The organism is Fibrella forsythiae, from assembly GCF_017353175.1.
In the GTDB taxonomy this organism is placed as follows: domain Bacteria; phylum Bacteroidota; class Bacteroidia; order Cytophagales; family Spirosomataceae; genus Fibrella; species Fibrella forsythiae.
In genome coordinates this window covers 124,537-148,239 of record NZ_JAFMYW010000005.1, presented here as the reverse complement: position 1 = coordinate 148,239, position 23,703 = coordinate 124,537, and the positions used below count along the sequence as shown (strand labels likewise).

Annotated in this window: 14 protein-coding genes; 8 read left to right on the top strand and 6 right to left on the bottom strand. The window is 55.2% G+C overall.

Annotation, left to right across the window (positions count from 1 at the left end):
* Positions 1-73 precede the first annotated feature (73 nt).
* The 3 genes from J2I46_RS17070 (at position 74) to J2I46_RS17060 (ending at position 4,396) form a co-directional block, all read left to right on the top strand.
* A complete protein-coding gene (locus J2I46_RS17070; RefSeq protein ID WP_207330268.1) occupies positions 74-1,654 on the top strand; it encodes an N-acyl-D-amino-acid deacylase family protein in 1,581 nt (526 codons plus the stop codon).
* An 81-nt stretch (positions 1,655-1,735) separates the two neighbouring features.
* Positions 1,736-2,785, top strand: coding sequence for a twin-arginine translocation signal domain-containing protein (locus J2I46_RS17065; RefSeq protein WP_207330267.1), 1,050 nt, complete (start codon positions 1,736-1,738; stop codon positions 2,783-2,785).
* 114 nt (positions 2,786-2,899) lie between these two features.
* The gene (locus J2I46_RS17060) at positions 2,900-4,396 is read left to right on the top strand and encodes a c-type cytochrome domain-containing protein (RefSeq protein ID WP_207330266.1); all 1,497 of its coding nucleotides are present in this window, start codon (positions 2,900-2,902) and stop codon (positions 4,394-4,396) included.
* A gap of 183 nt (positions 4,397-4,579) precedes the next feature.
* On the opposite strand, the gene J2I46_RS17055 is transcribed toward J2I46_RS17060, so the two are convergent.
* The 3 genes from J2I46_RS17055 to J2I46_RS17045 all read right to left on the bottom strand — a co-directional run bounded on the left by J2I46_RS17055 (position 4,580) and on the right by J2I46_RS17045 (position 7,213).
* Positions 4,580-5,068, bottom strand: a complete 489-nt coding sequence (locus tag J2I46_RS17055; protein ID WP_207330265.1) for an NUDIX domain-containing protein — start codon at positions 5,066-5,068, stop codon at positions 4,580-4,582.
* Between the two features lie 100 nt (positions 5,069-5,168).
* Positions 5,169-5,720, bottom strand: a complete 552-nt coding sequence (locus J2I46_RS17050) for an LOG family protein (RefSeq protein ID WP_207330264.1) — start codon at positions 5,718-5,720, stop codon at positions 5,169-5,171.
* A 116-nt stretch (positions 5,721-5,836) separates the two neighbouring features.
* Entirely contained in the window at positions 5,837-7,213 is a 1,377-nt protein-coding gene (locus tag J2I46_RS17045) for a UDP-N-acetylmuramate--L-alanine ligase (RefSeq protein WP_207330263.1), read from the bottom strand.
* A 168-nt stretch (positions 7,214-7,381) separates the two neighbouring features.
* On the opposite strand from J2I46_RS17045, the gene J2I46_RS17040 reads away from it, so the two are divergent.
* The 5 genes from J2I46_RS17040 to J2I46_RS17020 all read left to right on the top strand — a co-directional run bounded on the left by J2I46_RS17040 (position 7,382) and on the right by J2I46_RS17020 (position 16,401).
* On the top strand, positions 7,382-9,064 hold the full coding sequence (locus tag J2I46_RS17040) for an OmpA family protein (protein WP_229379812.1): 1,683 nt from the start codon (positions 7,382-7,384) through the stop codon (positions 9,062-9,064).
* Between the two features lie 183 nt (positions 9,065-9,247).
* Positions 9,248-9,721, top strand: a complete 474-nt coding sequence (gene tnpA, locus J2I46_RS17035) for an IS200/IS605 family transposase (protein ID WP_207330261.1) — start codon at positions 9,248-9,250, stop codon at positions 9,719-9,721.
* A gap of 529 nt (positions 9,722-10,250) precedes the next feature.
* A complete protein-coding gene (locus tag J2I46_RS17030) occupies positions 10,251-14,066 on the top strand; it encodes a hydantoinase B/oxoprolinase family protein (protein WP_207330260.1) in 3,816 nt (1,271 codons plus the stop codon).
* Positions 14,067-14,148: 82 nt separating this feature from the next.
* Positions 14,149-15,039, top strand: coding sequence for a 3-keto-disaccharide hydrolase (locus tag J2I46_RS17025; protein WP_207330259.1), 891 nt, complete (start codon positions 14,149-14,151; stop codon positions 15,037-15,039).
* A 174-nt stretch (positions 15,040-15,213) separates the two neighbouring features.
* On the top strand, positions 15,214-16,401 hold the full coding sequence (locus tag J2I46_RS17020; RefSeq protein WP_207330258.1) for an NRAMP family divalent metal transporter: 1,188 nt from the start codon (positions 15,214-15,216) through the stop codon (positions 16,399-16,401).
* Between the two features lie 50 nt (positions 16,402-16,451).
* On the opposite strand, the gene J2I46_RS17015 is transcribed toward J2I46_RS17020, so the two are convergent.
* Genes J2I46_RS17015 through J2I46_RS17005 form a run of 3 tightly spaced genes read right to left on the bottom strand, consistent with a single transcriptional unit; the run spans position 16,452 to position 23,700 of the window.
* Positions 16,452-16,934 carry a hypothetical protein gene (locus J2I46_RS17015; RefSeq protein WP_207330257.1) on the bottom strand — a complete coding sequence of 161 codons (483 nt, stop codon included), beginning with the start codon at positions 16,932-16,934 and terminating at the stop codon, positions 16,452-16,454.
* Positions 16,935-16,938: 4 nt separating this feature from the next.
* Complete coding sequence (locus J2I46_RS17010; protein WP_207330256.1) at positions 16,939-21,792, bottom strand: fibronectin type III domain-containing protein; 4,854 nt, start codon at positions 21,790-21,792, stop codon at positions 16,939-16,941.
* Between the two features lie 27 nt (positions 21,793-21,819).
* Positions 21,820-23,700, bottom strand: a complete 1,881-nt coding sequence (locus tag J2I46_RS17005) for a hypothetical protein (protein WP_207330255.1) — start codon at positions 23,698-23,700, stop codon at positions 21,820-21,822.
* Positions 23,701-23,703 lie beyond the last annotated feature (3 nt).

Here is a 23,703-nt window from a genome sequence, read left to right as displayed (position 1 = left end):
ACCGGTCCGCCGGTGCGGGCAGGAGGGATGACAAAAAACGCTATCTTACTTCCCAAGTATTCCCCATCCATTCATGAAACACCTCTTCCTCCTGTTCTTCATTACCACTACGGCAGTTGCCCAACCCTATGATCTGGTGATTCGCAACGGGCGGGTCGTAGACGGGACGGGTAATCCCTGGTATTATGCCGACGTGGCCGTGCTGAACGGTCGGATCGCTAAAATCGGTACCATTCCGGCCAGCGAGGGAAAACAAGTGATCGATGCTCGAAAGCAAATCGTTGCGCCGGGATTTATCGACGTACACACGCATGTGGAAGGTGATCTCGAGAGTAGACCCGGCGCTGAGAATTTTATTTATGACGGCGTTACAACCATAGTGACGGGCAATTGTGGCGGATCAAGCACCAGCCTGCGCACGATGTTCGATACGCTCCGACTGAAAGGCTTTTCTCCTAATCTGGCGTCGCTGGTTGGTCATAACTCGGTTCGGCTGAAAGTGATGAAAGCGGCTTTCCGCGAACCAACTGCCCGTGAGCAGACGGAGATGGAAGCGCTGGTGGAACAAGCCATGAAAGACGGCGCCGTTGGGTTATCGACAGGCCTGATCTACACGCCGGGTACGTATGCCCGCACACCCGAAATCGTCAATCTGGCCAAAATGGCGGCGAAATACGGCGGGGTATACGCGTCACACATCCGGAACGAAGGGCAAGACGTGCAAACGGCCATTCAGGAAGCCATCCAGATCGGGCGCGAAGCAGGCATTCCCGTTCAGATCTCCCATTTCAAAGTTGCCAGCAAACCACTTTGGGGCCAAAGCACCGAAACGGTTTCGCTGGTCGAAGCAGCCCGCCACCATGAAGGCATCGACGTAACAGTCGATCAGTATCCGTACACGGCGTCTAGCACATCGCTGCAAAGTATTATACCCTCTTGGGCCCTGGCCGATGGCGATTCACTGACGCTGGGGCGCTTCCGTGACCCCGCTACCCGCCGGAAAATTCGGGAGGAAATGACGGCGGCGCTGAAAAAGAACGATCGCAAAAATTACGATTACGCCGTGGTGTCGCGTTTCGAAGCCGACACGACCTACAACGGAAAGAGTATCCATCAGATAGCTGTCTTGCGTGGCCTGAAAACCGATGCTGCTTCAGAAGCCGATCTGGTAATGGCACTGATTGAGCAGGCCCGGATGAAACGTATTCAGATGGTGTACCACACCATGTCGGAAGAAGACGTGGCCACGATCATGCGTTACCCGAACACCATGATCGCGTCGGATGCCGGTGTCGCCAGCTTTGGCCGGAACATGCCACACCCCCGCGCCTATGGCACCAACACGCGGGTGCTGGGTCGGTACGTGCGCGAGTTGAAGGTGATTCCGCTCGAAGAAGCCATTCGCCGCATGACGTCGCTGCCTGCTCAGCGCTTCCGCTTCGCCGATCGGGGGCTAATTCGTAGCGGCTATGCCGCCGATCTGGTCATTTTCGATGAAAACACGGTTAGCGATCGGGCCACGTATGAAGCGCCACACGCCTATGCCACGGGCCTGAGTTATGTGCTTGTCAATGGCGCTCCGGTGATAGAAAACGGCAAACATACCAGCAAGCGCCCGGGTCAGATTCTGCTCGGGAGCGGATACAGTAAGTAATTGACGCAGCCTCGGAAGTTAGATAGGGAAAATACGGAGCCTTCGCTCTTTTGTACCATATTGATAGTCCGGCCTTCCTAAATGATGAATATGCAATCGAGACGTACATTTCTAAAACATACCGCCCTGGCTTCAGCAACCCTGGCGGCACCTGCATTTACCAGCTTTAAAGAAGATGCCGTAGTTATTGGGCACGGTTCACACAAATACCGGGTAGTACCTAATTGGGGCGTACTCGATGCGGGGAAGAATCCTGTCAACGATTGCCACGAAATGGTGCAGGATGCCAAAGGCCGCATCTTCCTGTTGGGCAACGAAACCAAAAACAATGTGCTGGTCTATGACCGGTCGGGTAAGCTGCTGAGTTCGTGGGGAACAACGTACCCAGGTGGGCATGGTCTCTCGATTGGCACCGAAGGCACTGATCAGTACCTGCTCATCTGCGATACCGACCGGCATCAGGTAATCAAAACCGATCTGGCCGGCAAAGAACTGATGAAGATCGACTATCCGCGCGAAACGGGGGTGTATGCGTATCCCGGTCAGTTCAAACCAACGGAAACAGCCATCAACCCGGCCAACGGCGACATTTACATTGCGGATGGCTACGGATCCAACTACGTTACCCAGTTTGATCGGACGGGCAAACTGATTCGCTACTTCGGCGGTGCCGGTGGTGCCAACGAACAGTTCGACTGCTGCCACGGCATTGTAGTCGATACTCGCAACGCAGCATCGCCAACGTTGATCGTCACCGACCGGCGGCATAACTGCCTGAAACGCTTTACCCTCGACGGAAAATACCTCAGTACCATCGCGCTGCCCGGTTCGTACGTTTGTCGGCCCGTCATCAAAGGAGACATGCTCTACGCCGCCGTGTTTCGCAGCACATCCGACAGTTACCCCGATTCCGGGTATGTTCAGATTCTGGATAAGAACGATAAGGTCGTTTCGACCCCCGGCGGATCAGCCCCTATGTACCTGAACGGCCAATTGCAGGAGCAACGCAAAGATCGGTCGTTCATGACCTTCCTGCACCCCCACGACGTGCACGTCGACGCCGACGAAAATCTCTACGTAGCGCAGTGGGCCTCCCGTAAAACGTACCCAATCAAATTAGAACGCCTGTAATGAGTTAAGAGTGTAGAGTTAAGAATGAAGAGTTGTTTCGCTATAGCAAAGTTTAATGGCATGGCGAAGCAACTCTTCGTTCTTAACTCTACACTCTTAACTCCAATCCATACTATGCTCCTCCTCCTCCAGGCCCAACCTTCTGACTGGGCGTTGTTTTTTGGGCGATTTCACCCGCTGATCGTTCACTTGCCCATCGGCTTTCTGCTCATTGCGGGCATCCTCGAAATCGGACGACGGTTGGGCAAACTGCAACTGAGCAACGGCACCATGTCGGCAATCCTGTTCTGGTCGGCGGTAAGTGCCACCATATCCTGCTTGTTTGGCTATCTGCTTTCGCTGGGTGGCGGTTACGATGCCGATATCCTCGAAGAGCATAAATGGCAGGGTATCGGCGTAGCCGTGTTTGCCTGGATAGCCTGGGGAGCATCGAGCAATTTTCTGTTGAAGAGGGCACCGCTTAGCAGTGTACTATACGTACCTGCACTGGCACTGTCGGTGGGGGCGCTCATGGTAGCCGGGCATCACGGCGGCGCGCTCACCCACGGGTCCGACTACCTCACGCAGTATACGCCGGAGCCATTCCGCTCAATGGCCGGTTTGCCCCCCCGGGCCGTCGGCGCAACGTTTACAGCGAAACCAATTACCGATGTCAATCAGGCAATGGTATACGAGCAGATCGTCAATCCGATTTTGCAAACGCGCTGCGTACAATGCCATAACGCCGAAAAATCGAAAGGCGACCTGCGGATGGACACGCCGGAGAAACTGACGAAAGGCGGCGAAGGCGGCCCCATCTTCGTAGCAGGCAAAAGCACCGAGAGCGAGATGATTAAACGCTGCCTGCTCGACGAAAGCGACGAACACCACATGCCGCCCAAAGGCAAAACACCATTAACAGATGAGCAAATCACCCTGCTTACCTGGTGGATCGATCAGGGCGCGCCGTTCAACAAGAAAGTGGCCGACCTGGCCGTGACAGACAGGGTAAAACCCGCCCTTGCTGCATTGGGTAACGGTAAAGCCGTGGCCAATGCCGAAGCAGCAGGGAAGGCGGTTCCGGCCAGTGGCCCCGCCCCCCTGTCGCCTGTGCTGACCATGAACGTACCTGCGGCTGACCCGAAGGTGATCGACGAACTGAAAAGGACGGGATTGTTGGTATTACCGCTATCGAAAGAGAATAATCAACTGGAAGTGAGCGCCGTTAATGTGCGCACGTTCAGCGACGCACAGGCAACGTTGCTGGTCAAACTGTCCGATCAGATCGTGTGGCTGAAGCTGGGCGATACCCAGATAACCGATGCCGCCATCAACTCAATCGTCAAGCTGAAGAACCTGCAAAAGCTCCACCTCGAACGTACTCAGATCACCGACGCTGGCCTGAAAAAACTCACCGGCCTAACGTACCTGGAGTACCTGAACCTCTACGGCACCGCCATCACCGACGCTGGCCTGGCCAGCCTGTCTGACCTGAAAGCTCTGCGAAATGTCTATGTCTGGCAAACGAAAGTTACCGAATCGGGCATTGCCGCGCTGAAAAAAGTCCTCCCCAATGTGGAGATCGTCGGCGGCACGAGTGAGAATAGCATGGCTATGCGCACCGGTCGTTGATCTGTAGGGGCGGCCGGAATGCCGGACCACCGTCATAGCCGCTCGCCTTGCGTCAGCAATACGCCGAAAATAGAATGTAACAATGAGCTTTACAGGCGGTCGCTGTCGCGCCCGAAAGCGGCCGGCCACGATGGTGGTCCGGCATTCCGGCCGTCCCTACACATCAACGATCTGGACCATAATTCAACGCTTGGCCAGCCAGTCGCGCACGGCGGGCCCGGTGCCGAAGGGCCAGGGACGTAGTTCGCTGATGGGGGTGAGTTTGTAGGCTTGTAATTCGGTGGTATCCATTATGATATCGCCAGTTGCACGAACGTGGTAGGTGAAGATGATCTCGTTGCGCTGGTAGAAGGTGTAGATGCCCAGAAACTCCACGATCTCAACCTGCGTCAGGCCAATTTCTTCCCGAATTTCACGGAGAATAGCGTCGGCTGGCTCTTCGCCTTTCTCCAGAAAACCAGTTACAAGGCCAAACCACTCGGCAGGCCAGCCGATATTCTGCGTCAAGACAACCATGTCGTTATCATACTCCACAATGGCCCCTACCACCGGCAGCGGATTGTCGTAGAAAATGTACCCACAAGGCTTTGAGCAAACCAGTCGGTCACGCCCACTGGCTTCTCTTACTTCCAGCGGCGAAGCGCAAACGGGACAGAAATTGAGTGTCGGCATAAAAAAATCAGTCCTCAGTCCTCTGTTGCGTTGCTAGGTAGCAAGAAGTTTCAGTAGCAGCGCAACAGAGGACTGAGGACTAAAGATCAAGGACTAAAAGTTAAATTTCTTCCCAGTACGCCTCAATGGCTCCCAACGCTTCATCGACGGTGTTGGTCACGATGAGCAGGGCGCGGTTCTCTGGTTTCAGGAAACCATCCTCTACGCACCGGTCCAGTTGACGGAGCATCAGGTCGTAATAACCATCAACATTGATAACGGCAATGGGGCCGTCGTATAGCTTCAGTTGACGCCAGGCCAGAATTTCGAATAACTCGTCGAACGTACCATAACCGCCGGGTAGGGTGATAACGCCCTTCGCCAGCGTCACCATTTTGTACTTACGCTCGTGCATCGTTTCCACGAAATGCAGTTCTGTCAGCGTCTTATGCGCTACTTCCAGCTCAGCCAGGAAATTAGGAATGACGCCCGTTACTTCGCCGCCAGCTAGCAGTACGGTATCGGCCACATTGCCCATCAGGCCAAATCCGCCACCACCGTAGATGAGGCGAATGTTCCGCTCGGCCATTTTCTGGCCTAATTCAACGGCCACTTCTTTATAAATAGCTTTGGTCCCAGGCGAGGAACCGCAGTAAACGACAATGCTTTGCATAGGAAAAGAATGTATAATAAGTAATGAACGATCGGTCCGTCGATGCGGTATAATGGCTTCGCTAATGAACGTACCCAGGCAGAGCCATTATACCGCATCGACGGACCGATCGTTCATTACTCATTGTTCATTATTTGAGTTAAATCCAGCCCGCCGAACGTACCTGAACTCATCATCAGGAAAATGTTGGCGGTGCTTTTTTGTTGGTTGATAAATGCGTCAAGATCGGCGGTTTCGGTGAATACCTGTAAGCCGGGTTTATCGAACGCGGCCAGTATATCATCGGGCGAAATGGGCTCCAGTCGTTTGATGGCCAGCGTGTGTGCGTTGAAATACACCGCCGCTATATCCGCAGCGTCTAGGCTGTGGCGGTATTCATCCAGAAACACTTTGTTCAGGCTGCTGAACGTGTGCAGTTCCACGCAGGCCAGTAGTTTCTGGCCGGGATACTGCGCCTTCACGGCTTCGGTAGTCGCTTCTACCTTCGACGGCGCATGGGCAAAATCGCGGTACACGATCTTATTGCCCGACTGTGTTACCGTTTCGAGCCTCCGTGCTGCGCCCCTGAACGACTGAATTGCTTCGTAGAACTGCTCGTCCGTAACGCCCAGCCGATCACAAACGGCCATGGCTCCGGCCATGTTTTTCATGTTGTGCAGGCCGAAGACTTTCAGAGGTATCTCAACACCCAGGGCCGTTGTCAGGTACGTTTGTCCATTTCGAATCACGTGTGGATGGGCTTCATATGGCACTTTCTGTACATCATGCCGCTCTTTGGCACCAATAACATCCAGCATATTGTCGCTCTCATCGAAGATCAGCACGCCTGATTTGGGCATTTGGTCGGCCAGCAACTCAAACTGATGAACGTATTCTTCGTAGGTCGGGTAAATATTGACATGGTCCCAGGCCAGGCCGCTGATCAGGGCCATGTGTGGCTGGTAATGCAGGAATTTCGGGCGGCGGTCGATGGGCGAAGAAGCGTATTCGTCGCCTTCAATGATGATCACCGGCGCGGCCTCGGCCGAGGTATCATCGGTCAGGCTAACCATCGTATCAAAGCCGTCGAGCTGCGCACCAACCAGATAATCGAACTTGCGGTTGTGGTACTTCAAGACGTGCAGAATCATCGATGTGATAGTCGTTTTGCCGTGGCTGCCGGCAATGACCACGCGCTGTTTCTGCCTGCTTTGTCTGAAAATGAACTCAGGGTATGAGAACACGGTAATGCCCAGTGCCCGCGCTCGTTCCAGTTCGGGGTTGTCGATGCGGGCGTGCATACCCAGAATAACGGCGTCGAGACCGGGATGAACGCGCTCAGGAAACCAGCCTATCTCGGCGGGTAATAGTCCCTTCTGCTGAAGCCGGGTCCGGGCTGGATCATAAATCTCGTCGTCGGAACCCGTTATGGTGTGGCCTTGCTGATGAAGGGCCAGGGCGAGGTTGTGCATGGCACTCCCGCCGATGGCAATAAAATGATAGGCCTGCGGCATGAATGAGTTTACAGTTTACAGTTTACCGTTTACCGTTGCGCTGCTACAGCTAACGTACCTGACCAGGGCAGCGCAACTGAAAACGGCGAACGGTGAACAGCAAACTTATTTTGCTAGACGAAGGTAGCCACTATCTTCGTTTAGCGAATAATGAGTTGCCCTCTGACTATGAAATGGATTAACGGCCTGGTGGTCGGAATGTTACTGACCGGAAATTTACAGGTGCTGGCACAAGCGCCGGCGGCCACCGGAACAACCTCGCCCTACAAAGGCGAAAACCTTGGCCCACAGGTTAATTCGACCTATAACGAAGGCACGCCACTGATTAGCCCCGACGGGAAAACGCTGTACTATACCCGCGAAGATCACCCCAACAATACGATGTTTGCCGATAAAGACAACGGCAGCACCGACATCTGGTATTCAGAGTGGCAGCCGAGCAACCAATGGGGCCCCGCCCGGCGGTTGGGTGCGCCGCTGAACCAGTTCAATCACAACGCCGTGTTCAGCATCACACCGGATGGCAACTCGCTCCTTCTTCGCGGGGCGTACGTGAACGGACGCTACGAAACGCGCGGTTTCTCCATCAGTAAGCGCGTCAACGGCAACTGGAGCACGCCCGAACAACTGGCTATTGCCAACTACGAACGGATGAGCAAAGGTCAGTTCGATTTCGCGTACCTGACCGTCGACGGCAAAACGCTGCTACTATCGTTCAGCGAGAAAAAGAACGGGGTTAAAGATGACCTGTACGTCTCGTTCCGGCAGAAAAACGGCACCTGGAGCCAGCCCATGAACCTCGGCCCCGACGTAAACACCGACGACTTCACCGAAACGACACCCTTTCTGGCCCCTGATGGTAATACACTCTACTTCTCAACGAACCGCCCCGGCGGACAGGGCGATAACGACGTATGGGTAGCGCGCCGGGTCGACAAAACCTGGAAACGCTGGTCGAGACCGCAGAACCTTGGCCCCACTGTCAACACCGACGGCTACGACGCCTATTATTCCATTTCCGCCCTCGGCGACATGGCGTACATGACCACGTTCAAGAATACACAGGGCGGCAAAGGCGGCGATATCGTGCAGATCAAGCTGATCGACGATTCGGGCAAGAATGGTGTCGATTCGACCACACTGGCGCAAAATCCGGCGAAAGCAGGCGGTGGTGACAAGAATCCCGCCGATGACCTGACCCGCCCCGGTGCCGTTGCCATGCTGTCAGGTAAAGTGATCGACCAGAAAACGGGTAAACCTATTGCCGCCCGGATCACGTATCAAACTCTTCCCGACGGTGCTGAGGCGGGTGAAACTACCTCTGACCCCGTTACTGGTGAGTATAAGATCATTCTGCCATATGGCCAGAAATATACGATGCGCGCTATTGCTCCGGACTTTATTGCCGAAGGAGAGAATGTGGATTTAACGACTGGACCGGGCAACGGGAAAAAGGGTTTCCAGGAAATAAAAGGCAAAGAGTTGAAACTGATTCCCATTGAAGAAGGCCGGTCGGTCCGCCTGAATAACGTTTTCTTCGATACGGGTAAAGCCATTCTACGCGACGAATCCGCCCCGGAGCTTGACCGCATGGTGGTGGTGATGAACGAGAACCCCAAACTGGCCGTCGAACTGGGTGGGCATACCGATAACACGGGCTCAAACGAGATCAACGCTAAACTCTCGCAAGACCGCGCCGACGCCGTTCGCGAATACCTGATCGGTAAAGGCATCGAACCCGACCGTATTGCCAGCAAAGGCTATGGCGAAAGCAAACCTGTTGCTCCCAATGACACCGACGCCGGCCGCCAGCAAAACCGCCGCGTAGAGTTCGTGATCACGAAGAAATAAAGGGGGGCGACCATACATAGACTTGGTGAGTTCATTTCAGGTACGTTCCCTTTCGTCGCGTAGCGACCAAACTATTGACCATGTGATGTTTGGTCGCTACGCGATGGGAGACTGGCCCAGACTGTCATTCAATTTGGCAAACGCCGGGTAATTGGTAGGTTTGATGCTACAAACACCAATTCATTGGCGAACACCTATTCACAACTCTATCTGCATGTTGTTTTCGCTGTGAAACATCGTCATGGATTGATTCGGTCGGCGTGGAAAGAAGACTTGTACCGATACATGACCGGTATTGTACGGCACCAAGGTCATAAGCTGATTGCTATTAACGGTATGCCCGATCACGTTCATGCATTCATCGGCGTAAACCCCAAACAGGCAATAGCTGAGCTTGTGCAATACTTCAAGATGGACTCGTCGAAGTGGATTAACGAAAAGAGGTTGACACCAAGCCGATTCGAATGGCAAACGGGGTACGGAGCCTTCTCTTATAGTCACTCTCAGATCGGTACCGTTGTCAATTACATCGAGAACCAGGAGCAACATCATCAGAAACAGAGTGTCCACGATGAATACATTGCATTCCTCCAAAAGTTTGATGTGCCTTACGACGAACGGTACGTATTCGCGCCGATACAAGGTGAGGATGTATAATGTCGGTTGCGTTGTTTGGTCGCTACGCGACGTGGTAGCTCGGGGGGAACAGACGTTGCTATAGACATTAGGTCGCTATGCGACGAAATACTCCGCGAGAAACTTTATTATCGATATTGGCTCGCTACGCAATACTACGGCCCGTTTGGACTATCACTCATGAAAAATTATGTGCGTTTCTTCTCGTCGCGACCCAACGTCGATAACACATGACGTCCTGTCTGGCATTCCGTCGCATAGCGCCTCAATGTCTATAGCACATGATGCTTCGCCTCCCCGCGTTTTCGTCGCGTAGCGATCAAACGGCTATAGCAAGATCTGCCTGTCCGTCTGGCATTCCGTCTCGTAGAAACCTGCTAACTATAGCACATGATCGTCATCCTCCTTATTTTTCGTCGCACAGCGACCTAATGTCTATAGTATACGATGCGCCACCCATACGTCTTTTACGTCGCGTAGCTACTAAACCGCCTTCTAAAAATTTACCCGACACCGACAAATCCGCGTTCTGTTCGCCTACTTTGCAGGTATGTGGCAAATCTGGATTGATACGGGCGGCACCTTTACCGACGGTCTCGCCCGCGACCCAAGCGGTGACATTCATCGGGCCAAAGTGCTTAGTAGCAGTCGCCTGCGTGGACAACTCATCAATGGGCGTGTGGTAGCCCCCTGGTTAGCTGCCCCTATTTTTGACGGCTATACATTGTGCTTTGCTGACAAAGAGGCAACGTACCTGATTAAATCCCTGACAGTTGATGGGCAATTGATCCTATCGGAGGCTGAGCTGTCTGCTGATCAGACGGGTACGGTCGAGCTCTTTACTGGCGAAGAAGCCCCCGTGTTGGCCGCACGGCTACTCACACAAACACCCCTGAATCAGCCATTTCCAGTACTGGAAATGCGGCTTGGCACAACGCGCGGTACCAACGCCTTGCTCGAACGGCGGGGTGGACGGGTGGCACTGCTGGTAACGGAAGGCTTCCGCGATCTGCTGGTAATCGGTACACAGCAACGACCCGATCTCTTTCAACTGGCTATTCCACCCGCCGATGTGCTGTACGAATCAGTAATTGACGTACCCGAACGAACCGCTGCCAATGGCGACGTGCTGACGCCGCTTTCCGACGAGGCGATTCAGCAGCTTATTGATCAGGTACGTTCTGCGGAGCCTGATGCCGTGGCTATTTCGCTGTTGAATGCTTACCAAAACCCAACCCACGAACAGCAACTGGCCGAGGCACTGACAACGGCTGGATTCGCCATCGTCACCACGTCGACAAGCCTGTCGACCGCGCCGGGGTACGTGTCGCGCACACAAACGGCCGTAATCAACGCCTACCTGACGCCCGCGTTGGCAACGTACCTGAGCAATGTACAGACACAGTTGGGTGGCTGGCCCGTGCGAGTCATGACGAGCGCAGGCGGGCTGGTTCGGGCCGATCTGTTTCAACCGAAAGACAGCCTGCTCAGCGGCCCGGCAGGGGGCGTAATTGGTGCAGCAGCGGTAGCCCGGAACCAAGCCGTATTGACCCTCGACATGGGCGGCACCAGCACCGACGTGGCACGGCTGGAAAACGGGCTGCCCGATTACCGATTTTCAACGCCCATTGGTCCGTTCGACTTACAGTTGCCGTCGCTGGCGATTGAAACCGTGGCAGCGGGTGGCGGCTCTATCTGCTGGTTCGATGCGTTGACCGGCCAATTGCGTGTGGGGCCGAAAAGTGCGGGTGCCAATCCGGGGCCGGCCTGTTACGGCGTTGGTGGGCCGCTCACGATTACCGACGTAAATATGCTGCTGGGTAAACTAGATCCGAAGCAGTTTGGTATTCCGGTCTTTCCCGAACAAGCGCAGGCCGCACTCGATGTGATTTTGCGGCAGGTTAGTCAGGCGACGGGTGAAGTGGCTGATGCACAGGCATTGTTGCAGGGATTTAAAGGCATTGCCGACGAGATTATGGCCGGTGCCATTCGGAAAATATCGGTTTCGCGCGGCTTCGACCCGGTCGATTATGGCCTTCTGGTGTTTGGCGGGGCGGGTGGCCTGCATGGCTGCTCTGTTGCCAATCTGCTGAATATGAATCGTCTGATTCTCCCGTTCGACGGTGGCTTGCTGAGTGCCTACGGCATTGGTCAGGCGCAGGTTGAACGACGGGCCAGTCGGTCGGTGTTGCAGCCTCTATCGACTATATCCGATCAACTTCCTCACTGGATCGACGCGCTCACCAGGCAGGCTACCAATGAGTTGCACCGTGACCTTGATGCCGAACAGGCCCATGTTTCTGCCGCCGCAACGCTGTTTCTCCGGCTTCAGGGTCAGGAAGCTACCGTGCCAATTGCCATGACCAGCAACCCCGCTGATTTGGAAGCAGCCTTCCGCCAGGACTATCAGCGGCTCTACGGCCATCTGCCGGAAGGCCGGGCAATTGAGGTCGAAAGCCTACGCGTAACGGTGAGTACCGCCCGCCCACCGTCAGCCGTTGACCAGCCCGAATCACGGCAAAAGACGCCCGCCGAACCTGCTTTCCATACGGGAACGTACCCTGCTTACGACTGGACGACGCTACGCGCTGGCGATACGTTTACTGGCCCGGCACTCCTGTTAAACACGACATCGTCGGCTTTTTTAGAAACCGGTTGGCAGGCAACAGTGCAGGCCGATAAAACAGTAGCAGCAACCTTGGAGACAAAGCCAGCGGCGCAAACGGCAGTCAACATGACGAGTACCGTTATCCAGCTCGAGCTTTTCACCCAACGATTCCGGGCTATTGCCGAAGAGATGGGCGCGCAGTTGCAGCGAACGGCGTTTTCGGTGAACGTGAAAGAGCGTCTCGATTTTTCCTGCGCCCTGCTCGATGCCAACGCCCGACTGGTGGTGAATGCACCGCATATACCGGTACACTTGGGTAGCCTTGGCGTTTGCGCCCGGCTGACGCTGGCGAAACTGGAACTGAATGGTACACCCCTCTGTCCCGGCGACGTGGCGGTGACTAACCATCCGAACTATGGCGGCTCACACCTGCCTGACGTGACCTTGCTTCAGGCCGTATTCGCAGAGGACCAAACGCTGATTGGGTACGTCATCAACCGGGCGCACCATGCCGAAATAGGTGGAAAAACGCCCGGTTCCATGCCGCCCGATGCCATTTCACTGGTAGAAGAAGGGGTCGTGCTGGAACCGCAGCTGCTGGTCCGAAATGGCCATTTTCTGTGGGAAACGGGCAGCGATGGTCAACCCGAAAGCGGACTGGCCTACGCGTTTTCGCAGGCAACGTACCCAACGCGGGCACTGGCCGAAAACCGGGCCGATCTGGAAGCGGCCATTGCCTCGCTGCGGGCAGGTGAAATGGCGCTGCAAAACCTGGTGCGGGCGCATGGGCTGGAAACGGTGCATCACTACATGGAGCGGCTTCAGCAATCAGCTACCGATGCCATCCGGGGCGTATTGACTCAGTATGACGGCCAGGAATTTACGGCTACGGAAACGCTCGACGATGGCCATGCCATTCAGGTACGTATGTCGGTGCGGGCTGGCCGGTCCGCCGGTGCGGTCTCGAAAGATCAGCAGCTGACCATCGACTTGCGGGGAACGGGCGCGGTGCATCCCAACAACCTCAACGCCAATGTATCGATTCTGCATTCGGCAGTGCTGTACGTGCTGCGCCTGTGGGTAGGCGAGCAGATCGACGCGACGAACATTCCGCTCAACGAGGGGCTGATGGCACCCGTGCGCTTTATTTTGCCCGAATCATCATTTCTGAATCCGGTTTTCTCAGAAAATGCAGCCGATTGTCCGGCGGTAGTGGGCGGCAATACCGAAGTCAGTCAGCGGCTGGTCGATACGTTGCTGAAGGCGTTGGGGCTGGCGGCCTGTAGCCAGGGAACAATGAACAACTTTCTGTTCGGTAACGACTCGGTGGGCTATTACGAAACCATCGGCGGCGGGGCAGGGGCCATACGGGGTCAGGCGGGCCGGTCGGGCGTGCATCAGCACATGACGAACACCAAACTCACCGACCCCGAAACCCTGGAGCGACGTTACCCCGTGCGGCTCTGGCGGTTTTGCTTGCGGGCTAATTCGGGCGGGGCTGGCGAGTGGCGTGGCGGTGATGGGCTGCTTCGTGAACTGGAGTTTCTGGCTCCGTTGCAAGCCACGCTCGTCAGTCAGCACCGGGTGGTGGCGCCCTACGGCCTAGATGGTGGCGGGTCTGGCGCGGTGGGGCAACAGACACTGATTTTGCCCGATGGAAAGGAGGAAACCTTACCTGGCCTCTTTACCCGGCAGATGCTCCCCGGCGAACGTATCCGCCTGGAAACCCCCGGCGGTGGCGGGGTAGGGAGCGTGTAGCACCGCTTTTTTGTCATTCCTCCTGATGTCGGAATGACAAAAAAGCGACATTAATTACTATATATAAACCTTGCCTCTCTTCATGAAAACTCTTCTCTACGCCCTCTTAACCCTCATCACCCTCCCAGTTTTCGCGCAAAAAAAGCAAGCCGGCAAAGAAGAATGGCTATCGCTGTTCAATGGCAAAGACCTCAGCAACTGGGATATAAAAATTACCGGTTACCCGCTGGGTGAAAACTACGGCAACACCTTCCGGGTCGAGAACGACATGATCCGGATTGCGTACGACCAGTACAAAAACTTCGATGGGAAGTTTGGTCACATGTATTACAAGCAGCCGTTTTCGCACTACATCCTGCGTTTTGAATACCGGTTTACGGGCAACCAGACACCGGGTGGCGCAAGCTGGAACGTGCGGAATAGCGGCATCATGTTCCATTCTCAATCGGCGGCGAGTGTGAGTTTGAAACAGGACTTTCCCGTTTCGCTGGAAGTGCAGACGCTGGGCGGCCTGAGCAACGGCAAGCCCCGCCCAACGGCCAATCTGTGTTCGCCGGGTACGCTGGTGAAGCAAAAAGGGCAGGTCAACCCCCTACACTGTATTGAATCGACCTCGAAAACCTACGACGGCGACCAGTGGGTAGCTGTGGAGGTGCTTGTACTGGGCGATTCGCTCATCGAACACCACATGGAGGGCAAGACCGTACTGGCCTACGAACACCCCGTTACCGACGCCGTATTCATCAGCAAAGACGACGATTACGAACAGGCGGGCGTGGCCGATGCAGCCTACTGGCGCGCCAGAGCCGGAAAACCACTCAAAGAAGGCTATATTGCCCTGCAAGCCGAAAGCCACCCGATCGATTTCCGCAACCTGAAGGTGCTGAACCTGAAAGGCTGCATGAACAGGAAAGCCAAAAACTACAAGTCCTATTACGTCGAGCCCGATGAGACGGCGTGCGTGTTTAAATGAGGGAGGAAAGGGAGGAAGGGGAGGATGGAGGAAAGGGAGCTTCGCTAGTAGCGCAAACTTGTAGTAAGCGAAGCTCCCTTTCCTCCATCCTCCCCTTCCTCCATCCTCCCTTTCCTCCATCCTCCCTTTCCTCCATCCTCCCCTTCCTCCCTCCTCCCCTCCCTCCCTTTCCCTATGCCTAAAGCGTTATCTATCCGTGCCGGTCTTGGCAGCATTCTTTTCTGGTCGGTCATTTCAGCGGCATTTATTGGGCCGGGGTCGGTAACGGCCTGCGCCATGGCGGGGTCGCGGTTTGGGCTGGACCTGCTTTGGGTGCTCACCTTCGCCACGTTCGGAACCGTCTGGCTACAGGAAGCTGCCTCGCGCATTACCCTCACCACTGGGCATGATCTGGGGCAGGTAATTCGGCAGAGTTATTCGGGCAGAACGGGCGTTTGGGTAGCCTGGGCATTGTTTCTGGCCATTTTTCTGGGGTGTGCAGCTTACCAGGCTGGTAATATTCTTGGGGCAGTAGCAGGCCTGTCGTTGCTGACGGGCGTGCCGGGAACGTACCTGACCGTGGTTGTCGGGCTCGTATGCGTGGCGCTGCTTTGGGTCGGTTCAACGCAGCACCTGGCTAACTTTCTGGGAGTCATTGTGTTTGCGATGGGTGGCGCATTCGTTTATGTGGCCTTTGGTGCACCCGTTACGCCGGTTGCGCTGGCTAAAGCACTTGTAGTGCCGTCGTTGCCGAGTGGGTCACTGCTGCTCGTAAACGGGCTGATCGGGACCACCATTGTGCCCTATAACCTGTTTTTCGGGTCCAGCATCTCGCCCAACCAGTCGCTGAGTGATATGCGGCTGGGTATCTGGGTGGCCGTGATTCTGGGGGGCATTATTTCGGTGGTGCTGCTGCTGGCGGGCCTGCTCATTCCCGGCGATTTTTCGTACCCGCATATGGCCGTCGTGCTGGCCGAAAGCCTGGGTACGTGGGCGGGTTCATTGTTTGCCTTCGGCTTATTTGCGGCGGGGTTTGCCTCGTCGCTGACGGCTCCGCTGGCGGCGGCTATTACGGCACAAAGCCTGCTGGGTATTCCGAAGAATTCACCCCAATTCCGGCTGATCTGGCTGGCGGTGCTGGCAACGGGCGTCGGGTTCGGACTGGCCAATGCCACGCCCATTCCTGTCATCGTGGCCGTTCAGGCCATCAACGGCATTCTCCTTCCTTTCGTCACGGTTTTTCTGTTCGTAGCCGTAAACAATCGCCGCTTGCTGGGGGAACATGTCAATTCGTTATCGCAGAATATCGCTATGGCCTCGGTGGTGCTCGTAACGGCCATCCTCGGCGGCTGGAATGTCTGGCTGGCGATTGTCGGGAGTTGATTTTTCATCGGCGTATTGCTGACATTAGCAATACGCCGATGATAAGCCCACTACCTTGGAACCATCGTATACACGTTGATGGTGTTGCCCGTTTTCAGGTTCGGTTTGGTAGCCGTAATGACCAGTTGCGTGTCGGTGAAGGAGTTGACTTCGAATTCGAGTGTTCCGCCCGAACTAGTTGGGGGTGGGGTCAGGTTTCGGAGAATTAGGTACGTTCGGCTGTTCGTGTCAGTGACGGTCCAGTCGCCGATGAATACCTCGCCGGTATATTCCGTGAACGTCACCGACACATTCTGACTCGAAAATGCAAGCTGGTAATTGCGGTAGCCGGGATAAATATTGTCTGACCGACCTTCCTGATAAACCGTGACGCTACCCTCCTGAACACGGAGGGCTTTCCACGATTTACCCGTCAATCCATCGAGAATCTGCTTCTTTTTACTAACATCCGACGGGTCGTTTACCTTGCAGGAAGAACTAAGGAACAAGCTGACGAGCAGCACGAATAGGTACGTGTGTGTGCGGAGAAGCATGGTGTTAGCGTTTTAAAATACGGGTAGAAAAACGAATCGTGTCGGTAGAGACCACCACTACATATAGGCCCGCAGGCAACGCCCGAAGGTCGAGCGACAGGCGACCGGCCACGCTGGTGAACGGCTGTTCCAGCACGGTTAAGCCAGCGACTGACCGAATCTGCACGGTGCCCGAACCACCCGACGGGCCATCGATGGTCAGCAGATCGCTGGTGGGGTTCGGGTAAACCCGCACTTCGGCAGGCAGCGCAACGGCACTGACCAGCGGTGCCCGGTCGGTAATGACATTTGACCAGTCGGAAAATAGTGCGTTCTGAACGGCCCTGACCCGATAGAAATACGGAACACCAGGTCGAAGCCCCACATCTGTAAAGACCGACGTGTTAAGGGCTAGTTCGGCAATACGTACCCAGTTAGTCTGATCATTTGCTGACCGCCATACTTCGTAGCCGGTTTCGTTACTGGCCACGTCATTCCAGAGCAGGCTCAGCTGCGAGAAAACGGGCGCGCTGGTAGCAAATCGGAGATTGGTTGGCGCTGCCACGGTGGTTGGCACCACAGCCTGGGTCGTTCCGGAACCGGTTAACCAGCCCGACGGCCCCGCACTATTGACAGCCCGAACGCGCACGTAATAGGTGGTATTGGCCGATAAGCCAGTTAGTTGCGTGGTGCTCGCGCCTGCGCTCAGACGTACCTGAGTAAGCCCGCTGGCAAAACCGGCGTTGGTGCTGTATTCCAGTTCATAAGCATCTTCGTTCGTCGCATTGTCTACCCAGGTCAGATCAAGTCGTGTGGTACTGATGACGCTGACAGAAAGACTCGTTGGGGCATTGGGTAGCACCACGGGCACGCTCAGGGTGGTAGCACTGGCCGGGTTGGTGTAGGTCGAGAATAGCCCGCCCCGTGCAGAACGTACCCGATACACGTAACGGGTCAGGGCAGTCAGGCCGATGTCCCGTATCGTCGTAACGTTGGCCGCCGTTGTTCTGATGTTGGTCCAGCCCGTTGTGCCATCAGCCGACCGTTCTACCTCGAAGTTCGTCTCGTCGCTATTGTCGGTCCAGGTCAGTGAAATTTCGGAGGATGATACGGCAGAAGCGGATAGGTTCGTAGGTGCGGCGGGTGGTTGTGGCGTGACAGCAAACGTAGTGGCTGTGGCTTCGCTCCAGTCAGCAGCACCTGCGCAGTTTTTTGCCCGCAGGCGAAACCAGTAGGGCGTTGCTGCTTTCAGGCCGGTAATATCCTCAACGGCGCGGCTGCTTTTGTCGAGGTCGCGTTTAATGCTGTTTGTGTAATTACTGTTATCGGCATATTCCAGCTCAAAGGCATCCTCGGTATTTGTCTGATAGGTGGCCCACTGTAAGACAATCCGGGTCTGGCTGGCTGGCTCGGCAAACAGGTTGGCTTTGATTGGCAGGTTAGGATTGAGCGTTAGCCTACCATCAATCCAGTCTGAACTGCCTGCCCTGTTGGTTGCTCTGACGCGCACGTAATAGGTCTGGCAGCGTTGCAGGCTACCGAGCATGACCTCAGTTCCATCCGGGCCTTGAGCGGCCAGCCTGGGATTGGTAAAGTCAGCTGTTTCTGCATACTGAATATCGAACAACGTTTCGTTGTCTGATGCATCGGTCCACTTCACAAAGATATACTGACCATCAGGCGACCCACTCAGGCTGAGGTTGGTTGGTGCCTTTGGCTGAGTGATAGCGGCAGTTGCAGCGGGAGACGGTCCGGCGCTGTTGATCGCGTACAGCCGGAAATAGTATGGGGTGCTGGGCAGCAGATTTCGAACGATAAACGACGTTTCTGTTCCGGCGATGCCTGTCTCTGTTTGCAAATTTGAGAAGCCCGGATTGTCGGCGTATTCGAGCTTGTAACCCGTTAGGCCGCTGGCGGCATCCCAACTCAGACCGATGGTGCCTCCCGCGGCCGGGACAGCTTTAAAATTTGCCGGAGCTGCCGGCACAACAACGGGCGGAGCCAATGTGGTGGCGGAAGCGGTGTTGGAATAACCCGAAAACAGACCGGCGCGAACGGCACGTACCCGATACACGTAGCGCGTCGATGCCGCCAGCCCGATGCTGGGGAAACTGGTGGCATTGGCAGCGGTTGTGCCGATGTTGGTCCAGCCTGTTGTGCCGTCGGGGGAGCGCTCCACTTCGAAGCTGGCGCCATCGTTGCTGTTGGTCCAGGTCAACGCGATTTCGGAGTTAGAAACGGGGTTGGCGGCCAGATTGGTCGGTGCGGCGGGCGGTTGTGGGGCGGTGGCCTGGGTAGCGGTGGTGGTTTCCAGCCACTCGCCGCTGCCCGCGCAGTTTTTGGCCCGTAGCCGGAGCCAGTAAGTTGTAGCAGCAGTTAAGCCCGTTACGGGTTCGGTGCGGTTGGCCTTGGCCAGATCCCGTTTGTTGCTGTTGGTGTAGCTGCTGTTACTGGCATATTCCAGTTCGAAAGCGTCTTCCGTATTAGCCGTGTAGGTCCAGGTGAGGTTGATCTGGGTCTGGCTGGCGGCGGTCCCGGCGAGGTTGGTGGCTTTGGCAGGTACGTTGGGGTTGAGTGTGGTTTTTCCACTGAGCCAGCCCGACGACCCCGCGCCATTGCCAGCCCGCACGCGCACATAGTACGTCCGGCAGGGTTCCAAGGGAGAAATGGTCGCGGTATTGATGCTGACCCCTGTTGTGCTTGTCTTCGGGTTAGAAAAGTCGCCGGTTTCGCTGTACTGAATCTCAAAACCGGTCTCGTTGTCAGACGCATCCGTCCAGGAAACGTTGAGCGTACGCCCGTCTGAACTGCCCAACAGGTTAAGGTTGGTGGGGGCGTTGGGTATGGTAACAGGTGGCGGCAGGGTAAGCGCATCCTTCAGGACCCAATCGGATGATAATTTGGTGACGCTGTTCGAGGCTCTCAGGCGAAAGTAATAACGCGTGTTAGGTTGCCGGTCGCCAACAGTTACAGAGCTACCTGCGATGGGTACGTTCTGCCCACCAACTCCACTGGCAAAAGTCTGATCTGTTGAATATTGCAACTCCAGGGCCGTGGCGTTGGCACCAGCCGGGTTTTTGTAATCGACCCGTATTTCGGTGCTCGATAAGACCACCAATGCATACTCGGGTGCGGCCGGTGTTGTTGGAATGGCAATCGTTTTCACGTCCGACAGCGTGTTGCCGCCCGCATTGATCGCATTGATACGATACGAATACGTTTTGCCCTGCTGAACCGTCTTGTCCTGATCGGTGGTTTTACTCCCGCTCACGGTATTGATCTTCGTAAAACTGCCTGATCCTTCAGCCCGTTGTACCTCGAAGTCGGTTGCTCCGCCGCCTTCTGTCCATGATAGATCGACCTGACTTGTTGGTACGAACGTCAGTTGCAGGTTCGTCGGCGCGTTGGGCGGCGCAGGAAGAGTCGATGCGCACGACTCGTTGGAGTGGCCCGACGCCCCCCCCGCATTGGTGGCTCTGACCCGATAGCAATACGTTTTTCCGGCAACGAGTTTCGAGTCAGTGAACGTACCTGATCCATCGAACGCACCGGTTTTGCCATAGTTCGCAAAAGCACCATTGTCTTCTTTGCGCTGAATTTCGTACTCGGTTTCATTACCGGCGTTGTCTTTCCAATTCAGGGTAGCCGTTGTTCCCTTGATCGATACGCTGAGGCCGGTAGGTGCCGCCGGTGCCTGAATGGGCGTGTTGATTTTGGCCGAAATAGCGCACGCTGAACTAGTCTTGTTCACGGCACAAACCTGATAGTAATACGTCGTGTTCGACGAGGCACCATTGTCCGTAAACGTTTTGATGTTAACCCCTACCCGGCCAGCCTCCGTCCAGGGGCCATTTGACCCCGCTGAACTGCGGCTGATGATGAAACTGTCTTCATTATCTGAATTGTCGGTCCAGGAAACGTCGACCTGCGTAGGCGATTTAGGCGTAGCCTGAACCCCCGTTGGCGCTAATGGAGGTCCCAGATCTGTCGTCGCGTTTATCGTAGTCGACCAGTCGGACCAGTAATCGGTGCCGCCGATGGTGTTTTTGGCACGTACCTGCAGGTAGTAGGTCGTGTTGTCGTTCAGGTTGGTAAAGGTGTAGGTTGTCTGAAGGAAGCTGATGTCCTGCGTAACAACTCCTTTTGTAAAATCAGGTACGTCGGACCGCCGCGCCTGGTAGCCTTCAACTCCACTAACGGCGGTCCACTTCACGCTAATGCTGTTGGTGTTCTTGCTGGTAACGGCAAAGCCCGTCGGGGTAGCCGGTTTAGCGTCCTGGGTTGTGGCTTTGGTTTGTACCCAGTCAGATTCCTGCGCGCCGTTGAAGGCTGTTCGTTTCAGCCTGAAATAGTAAGGGGTATTGGGCATCAGGCCGTCGGCAAAACCGGTTTGTTCGGTCGTGTATTTTTTGGTCGTAGCCGCGCTGAAATCGGCGTTTTTGCTGTACTCAAGTTGGGTAGGTGTGCCGCCGCTGTTCCAGACCAAGTCGATCCGAACGGGCGTAATGGTGGTTACGCCAAAGCCCGTGGGCGGGTTCGAGAGCGTAGTGGCTTTGCCGGAAACAGTACCGGAGTTCTTCGTGCCACTGACCGAATATATCCGGTAGTAATATACGGTGTTGGCGCTCAGTCCTTTATCGGTATACGACCGGTCGGCAACCGCCGGACTGGTCAGCGGAGAATACGTAGTACCGTTGGTCGATTTCTCGATCACGAACTTGTCGATGCCTTTCCCGTCGTGGGTCCAGCTGAGTTTAATCTCCGTGTTCGATACCGCATTGAGCGTAAAGCCAGCCGGGGCAACCTGCGCGGTAGCGGTGGTGAGGCAGAAGAGCCACAGCAGGTACATAAGACCTGGGCGGATGTATTGGTTTTTCATAGAAATGTGCGGTTAAATGGGCTGTGGTTATTGTTTGGGCGAGAAGCCGTTTGGATCGTTGAAAACAACCACCGACCCTGTCGGGTAGAACTGGTCTTTGTAATTGCCGCTCAGCTCCTGGCGGTAAAATCCATACTGCAGATTATCAATGCCGGTAGGCATTCGGGTACCGGAAACGACCACGTAATTCCGGTAAAAAAGGTCGGTGGCACTTACGCCCTCAAGTTGCCCGTTCATATCAGCGTAGACGGTAAAAGCGCCCGTGCTGCTGCTGCCCGTCAGGTACGTTGCCCGGGCTGTTTCCTGGCTTTTCGGTGAGTTACCGGTAGTTATTTCGGTGCTGAAAGCAAAGGCATTACCGGTCAATTGGCTAAACAGCAGTTTCAGGTTGCCAAATTGTTCGCCGTGCTCGTTGGGGTTCTTGTTGGAGTTTACCAGCAACAAACCGTCGGCTTTGTAGGTGCTTGTGCCCATCGTGCCCGGTGAACTCCCTTCATTAATGATCATGCCGTGCTGTTTCAGCAGGGCCAACGCATACGCAGGTACAACCGTTTGACCTACAGGTGGTTGATTGGTTATATCGACTGACGTATAGCCACACCTGGTATCGTAAAAAAACGTTCGTTCGTAAGCGGGCGTTTGGGGAGTTACATCGGCAAACGTGACTTCGGCAGGGCCTATATCGTGCCCGTAAACGGCTTTCAAAAAGGAAAAATTGAACTTCAGGGAGGGAGTAATGCCGGGAGTCATCGTGATTTTTACCCCATTCTGTCCAGTATTACAATGGGCTTCGGCCGTGATCAGTGAGAACAGATAAAGTCCTCCCTCTACATTTATGAATTCGTTTGAATAGAGGTAAATGCTGGGCGAAAATTCGATACCCGCTTTAATTGACCCTTTTACTTCGCCTTTTAATGCCTTGAACGTACCGCCCGATTCCTCCTTGCGAAAATTCCTGAACGTGGTTGGCTCTGCACCCGGGCTGCGCGATTTAACATCGGCGTAAAAGGTGGCGGTGAGTTCCTTGTCCAGGAAATCATCCCCTGTGTTTACCTTTCCCTCCAGTTCCAGGCTACATTTTAGTTTCGGGTTAAGCGGAATAATACCCACTACGATCGGAATGCCGTAGACGACGAACGTGCGCTCAAACGAAGTTGGGTGGTCAATGAGGGCTTCGCTGGCTTCACCCGTGAATTTACCTTCCAGCGCAAACCGGGCTTTGCAGCTAAACACCAGTTTCGATACGACCGATGCTTCCACAAACCGGCCCTGCTCAATTTTTAGGGCCATAACCGTACTGATACGCAGGTTGCCTGTCGCTGTCAGGTCAATTTTGCCGGATACCCTGCGTTCATACTTTGTTTTCGTGACCGGGTCTTCCCGCTCGCTGATTGTGGTTTCGCCCGCCACCTGAATTGTCTTGTTCAGAGGCTGATTGGCCGACACGTCGAAAATGGCGTAGAAGTCGCTGAAAATATCCTGCGCGTCGGTTAGCACGTGGAAATCGTAAGTGATCCTGTCGCTACCACCGTTGGGGTCGGTCGTAACGCCCGAAAGCCTGTCGATGATGAGTTGAAGGCCACCGGGAATGGTCGTGGCCGGCTCCATAATCACCACATCGCCAATTTTCAGCGTCAGGTCGGCGCGGCGGCCATTGGGTATAGATTTGAACAGGAGCGGGCCGCTGACGATGAGCTGCTTGCCTACGATCTTCAGATTCGGGGCCGAGGCTACATCCAGCACCCTGACCTGCTCCTTCAGGCGGGGCGTGCCGAAGACGGTTACCTTGCCGTCGGCATCATTCTTCGCCGGGAAAACCGTAGGAACGGGTAGTGCATTCTCGACCTTGCATTGAGTGCCAAGCAGCACCAGGCCGGCCAGTAGCGTGAAGTGAAGAAGGAATTTCATGGT

Bases quoted from the DNA above. Each gene is read 5' to 3' on its own strand.
- J2I46_RS17070 (WP_207330268.1), top strand. From the start codon at position 74: ATGAAACACCTCTTCCTCCTGTTCTTCATTACCACTACGGCAGTTGCC.
- J2I46_RS17065 (WP_207330267.1), top strand. From the start codon at position 1,736: ATGATGAATATGCAATCGAGACGTACATTTCTAAAACATACCGCCCTG.
- J2I46_RS17060 (WP_207330266.1), top strand. From the start codon at position 2,900: ATGCTCCTCCTCCTCCAGGCCCAACCTTCTGACTGGGCGTTGTTTTTT.
- J2I46_RS17055 (WP_207330265.1), bottom strand. From the start codon at position 5,068: ATGCCGACACTCAATTTCTGTCCCGTTTGCGCTTCGCCGCTGGAAGTA.
- J2I46_RS17050 (WP_207330264.1), bottom strand. From the start codon at position 5,720: ATGCAAAGCATTGTCGTTTACTGCGGTTCCTCGCCTGGGACCAAAGCT.
- J2I46_RS17045 (WP_207330263.1), bottom strand. From the start codon at position 7,213: ATGCCGCAGGCCTATCATTTTATTGCCATCGGCGGGAGTGCCATGCAC.
- J2I46_RS17040 (WP_229379812.1), top strand. From the start codon at position 7,382: ATGAAATGGATTAACGGCCTGGTGGTCGGAATGTTACTGACCGGAAAT.
- J2I46_RS17030 (WP_207330260.1), top strand. From the start codon at position 10,251: ATGTGGCAAATCTGGATTGATACGGGCGGCACCTTTACCGACGGTCTC.
- J2I46_RS17025 (WP_207330259.1), top strand. From the start codon at position 14,149: ATGAAAACTCTTCTCTACGCCCTCTTAACCCTCATCACCCTCCCAGTT.
- J2I46_RS17020 (WP_207330258.1), top strand. From the start codon at position 15,214: ATGCCTAAAGCGTTATCTATCCGTGCCGGTCTTGGCAGCATTCTTTTC.
- J2I46_RS17015 (WP_207330257.1), bottom strand. From the start codon at position 16,934: ATGCTTCTCCGCACACACACGTACCTATTCGTGCTGCTCGTCAGCTTG.
- J2I46_RS17010 (WP_207330256.1), bottom strand. From the start codon at position 21,792: ATGAAAAACCAATACATCCGCCCAGGTCTTATGTACCTGCTGTGGCTC.
- J2I46_RS17005 (WP_207330255.1), bottom strand. From the start codon at position 23,700: ATGAAATTCCTTCTTCACTTCACGCTACTGGCCGGCCTGGTGCTGCTT.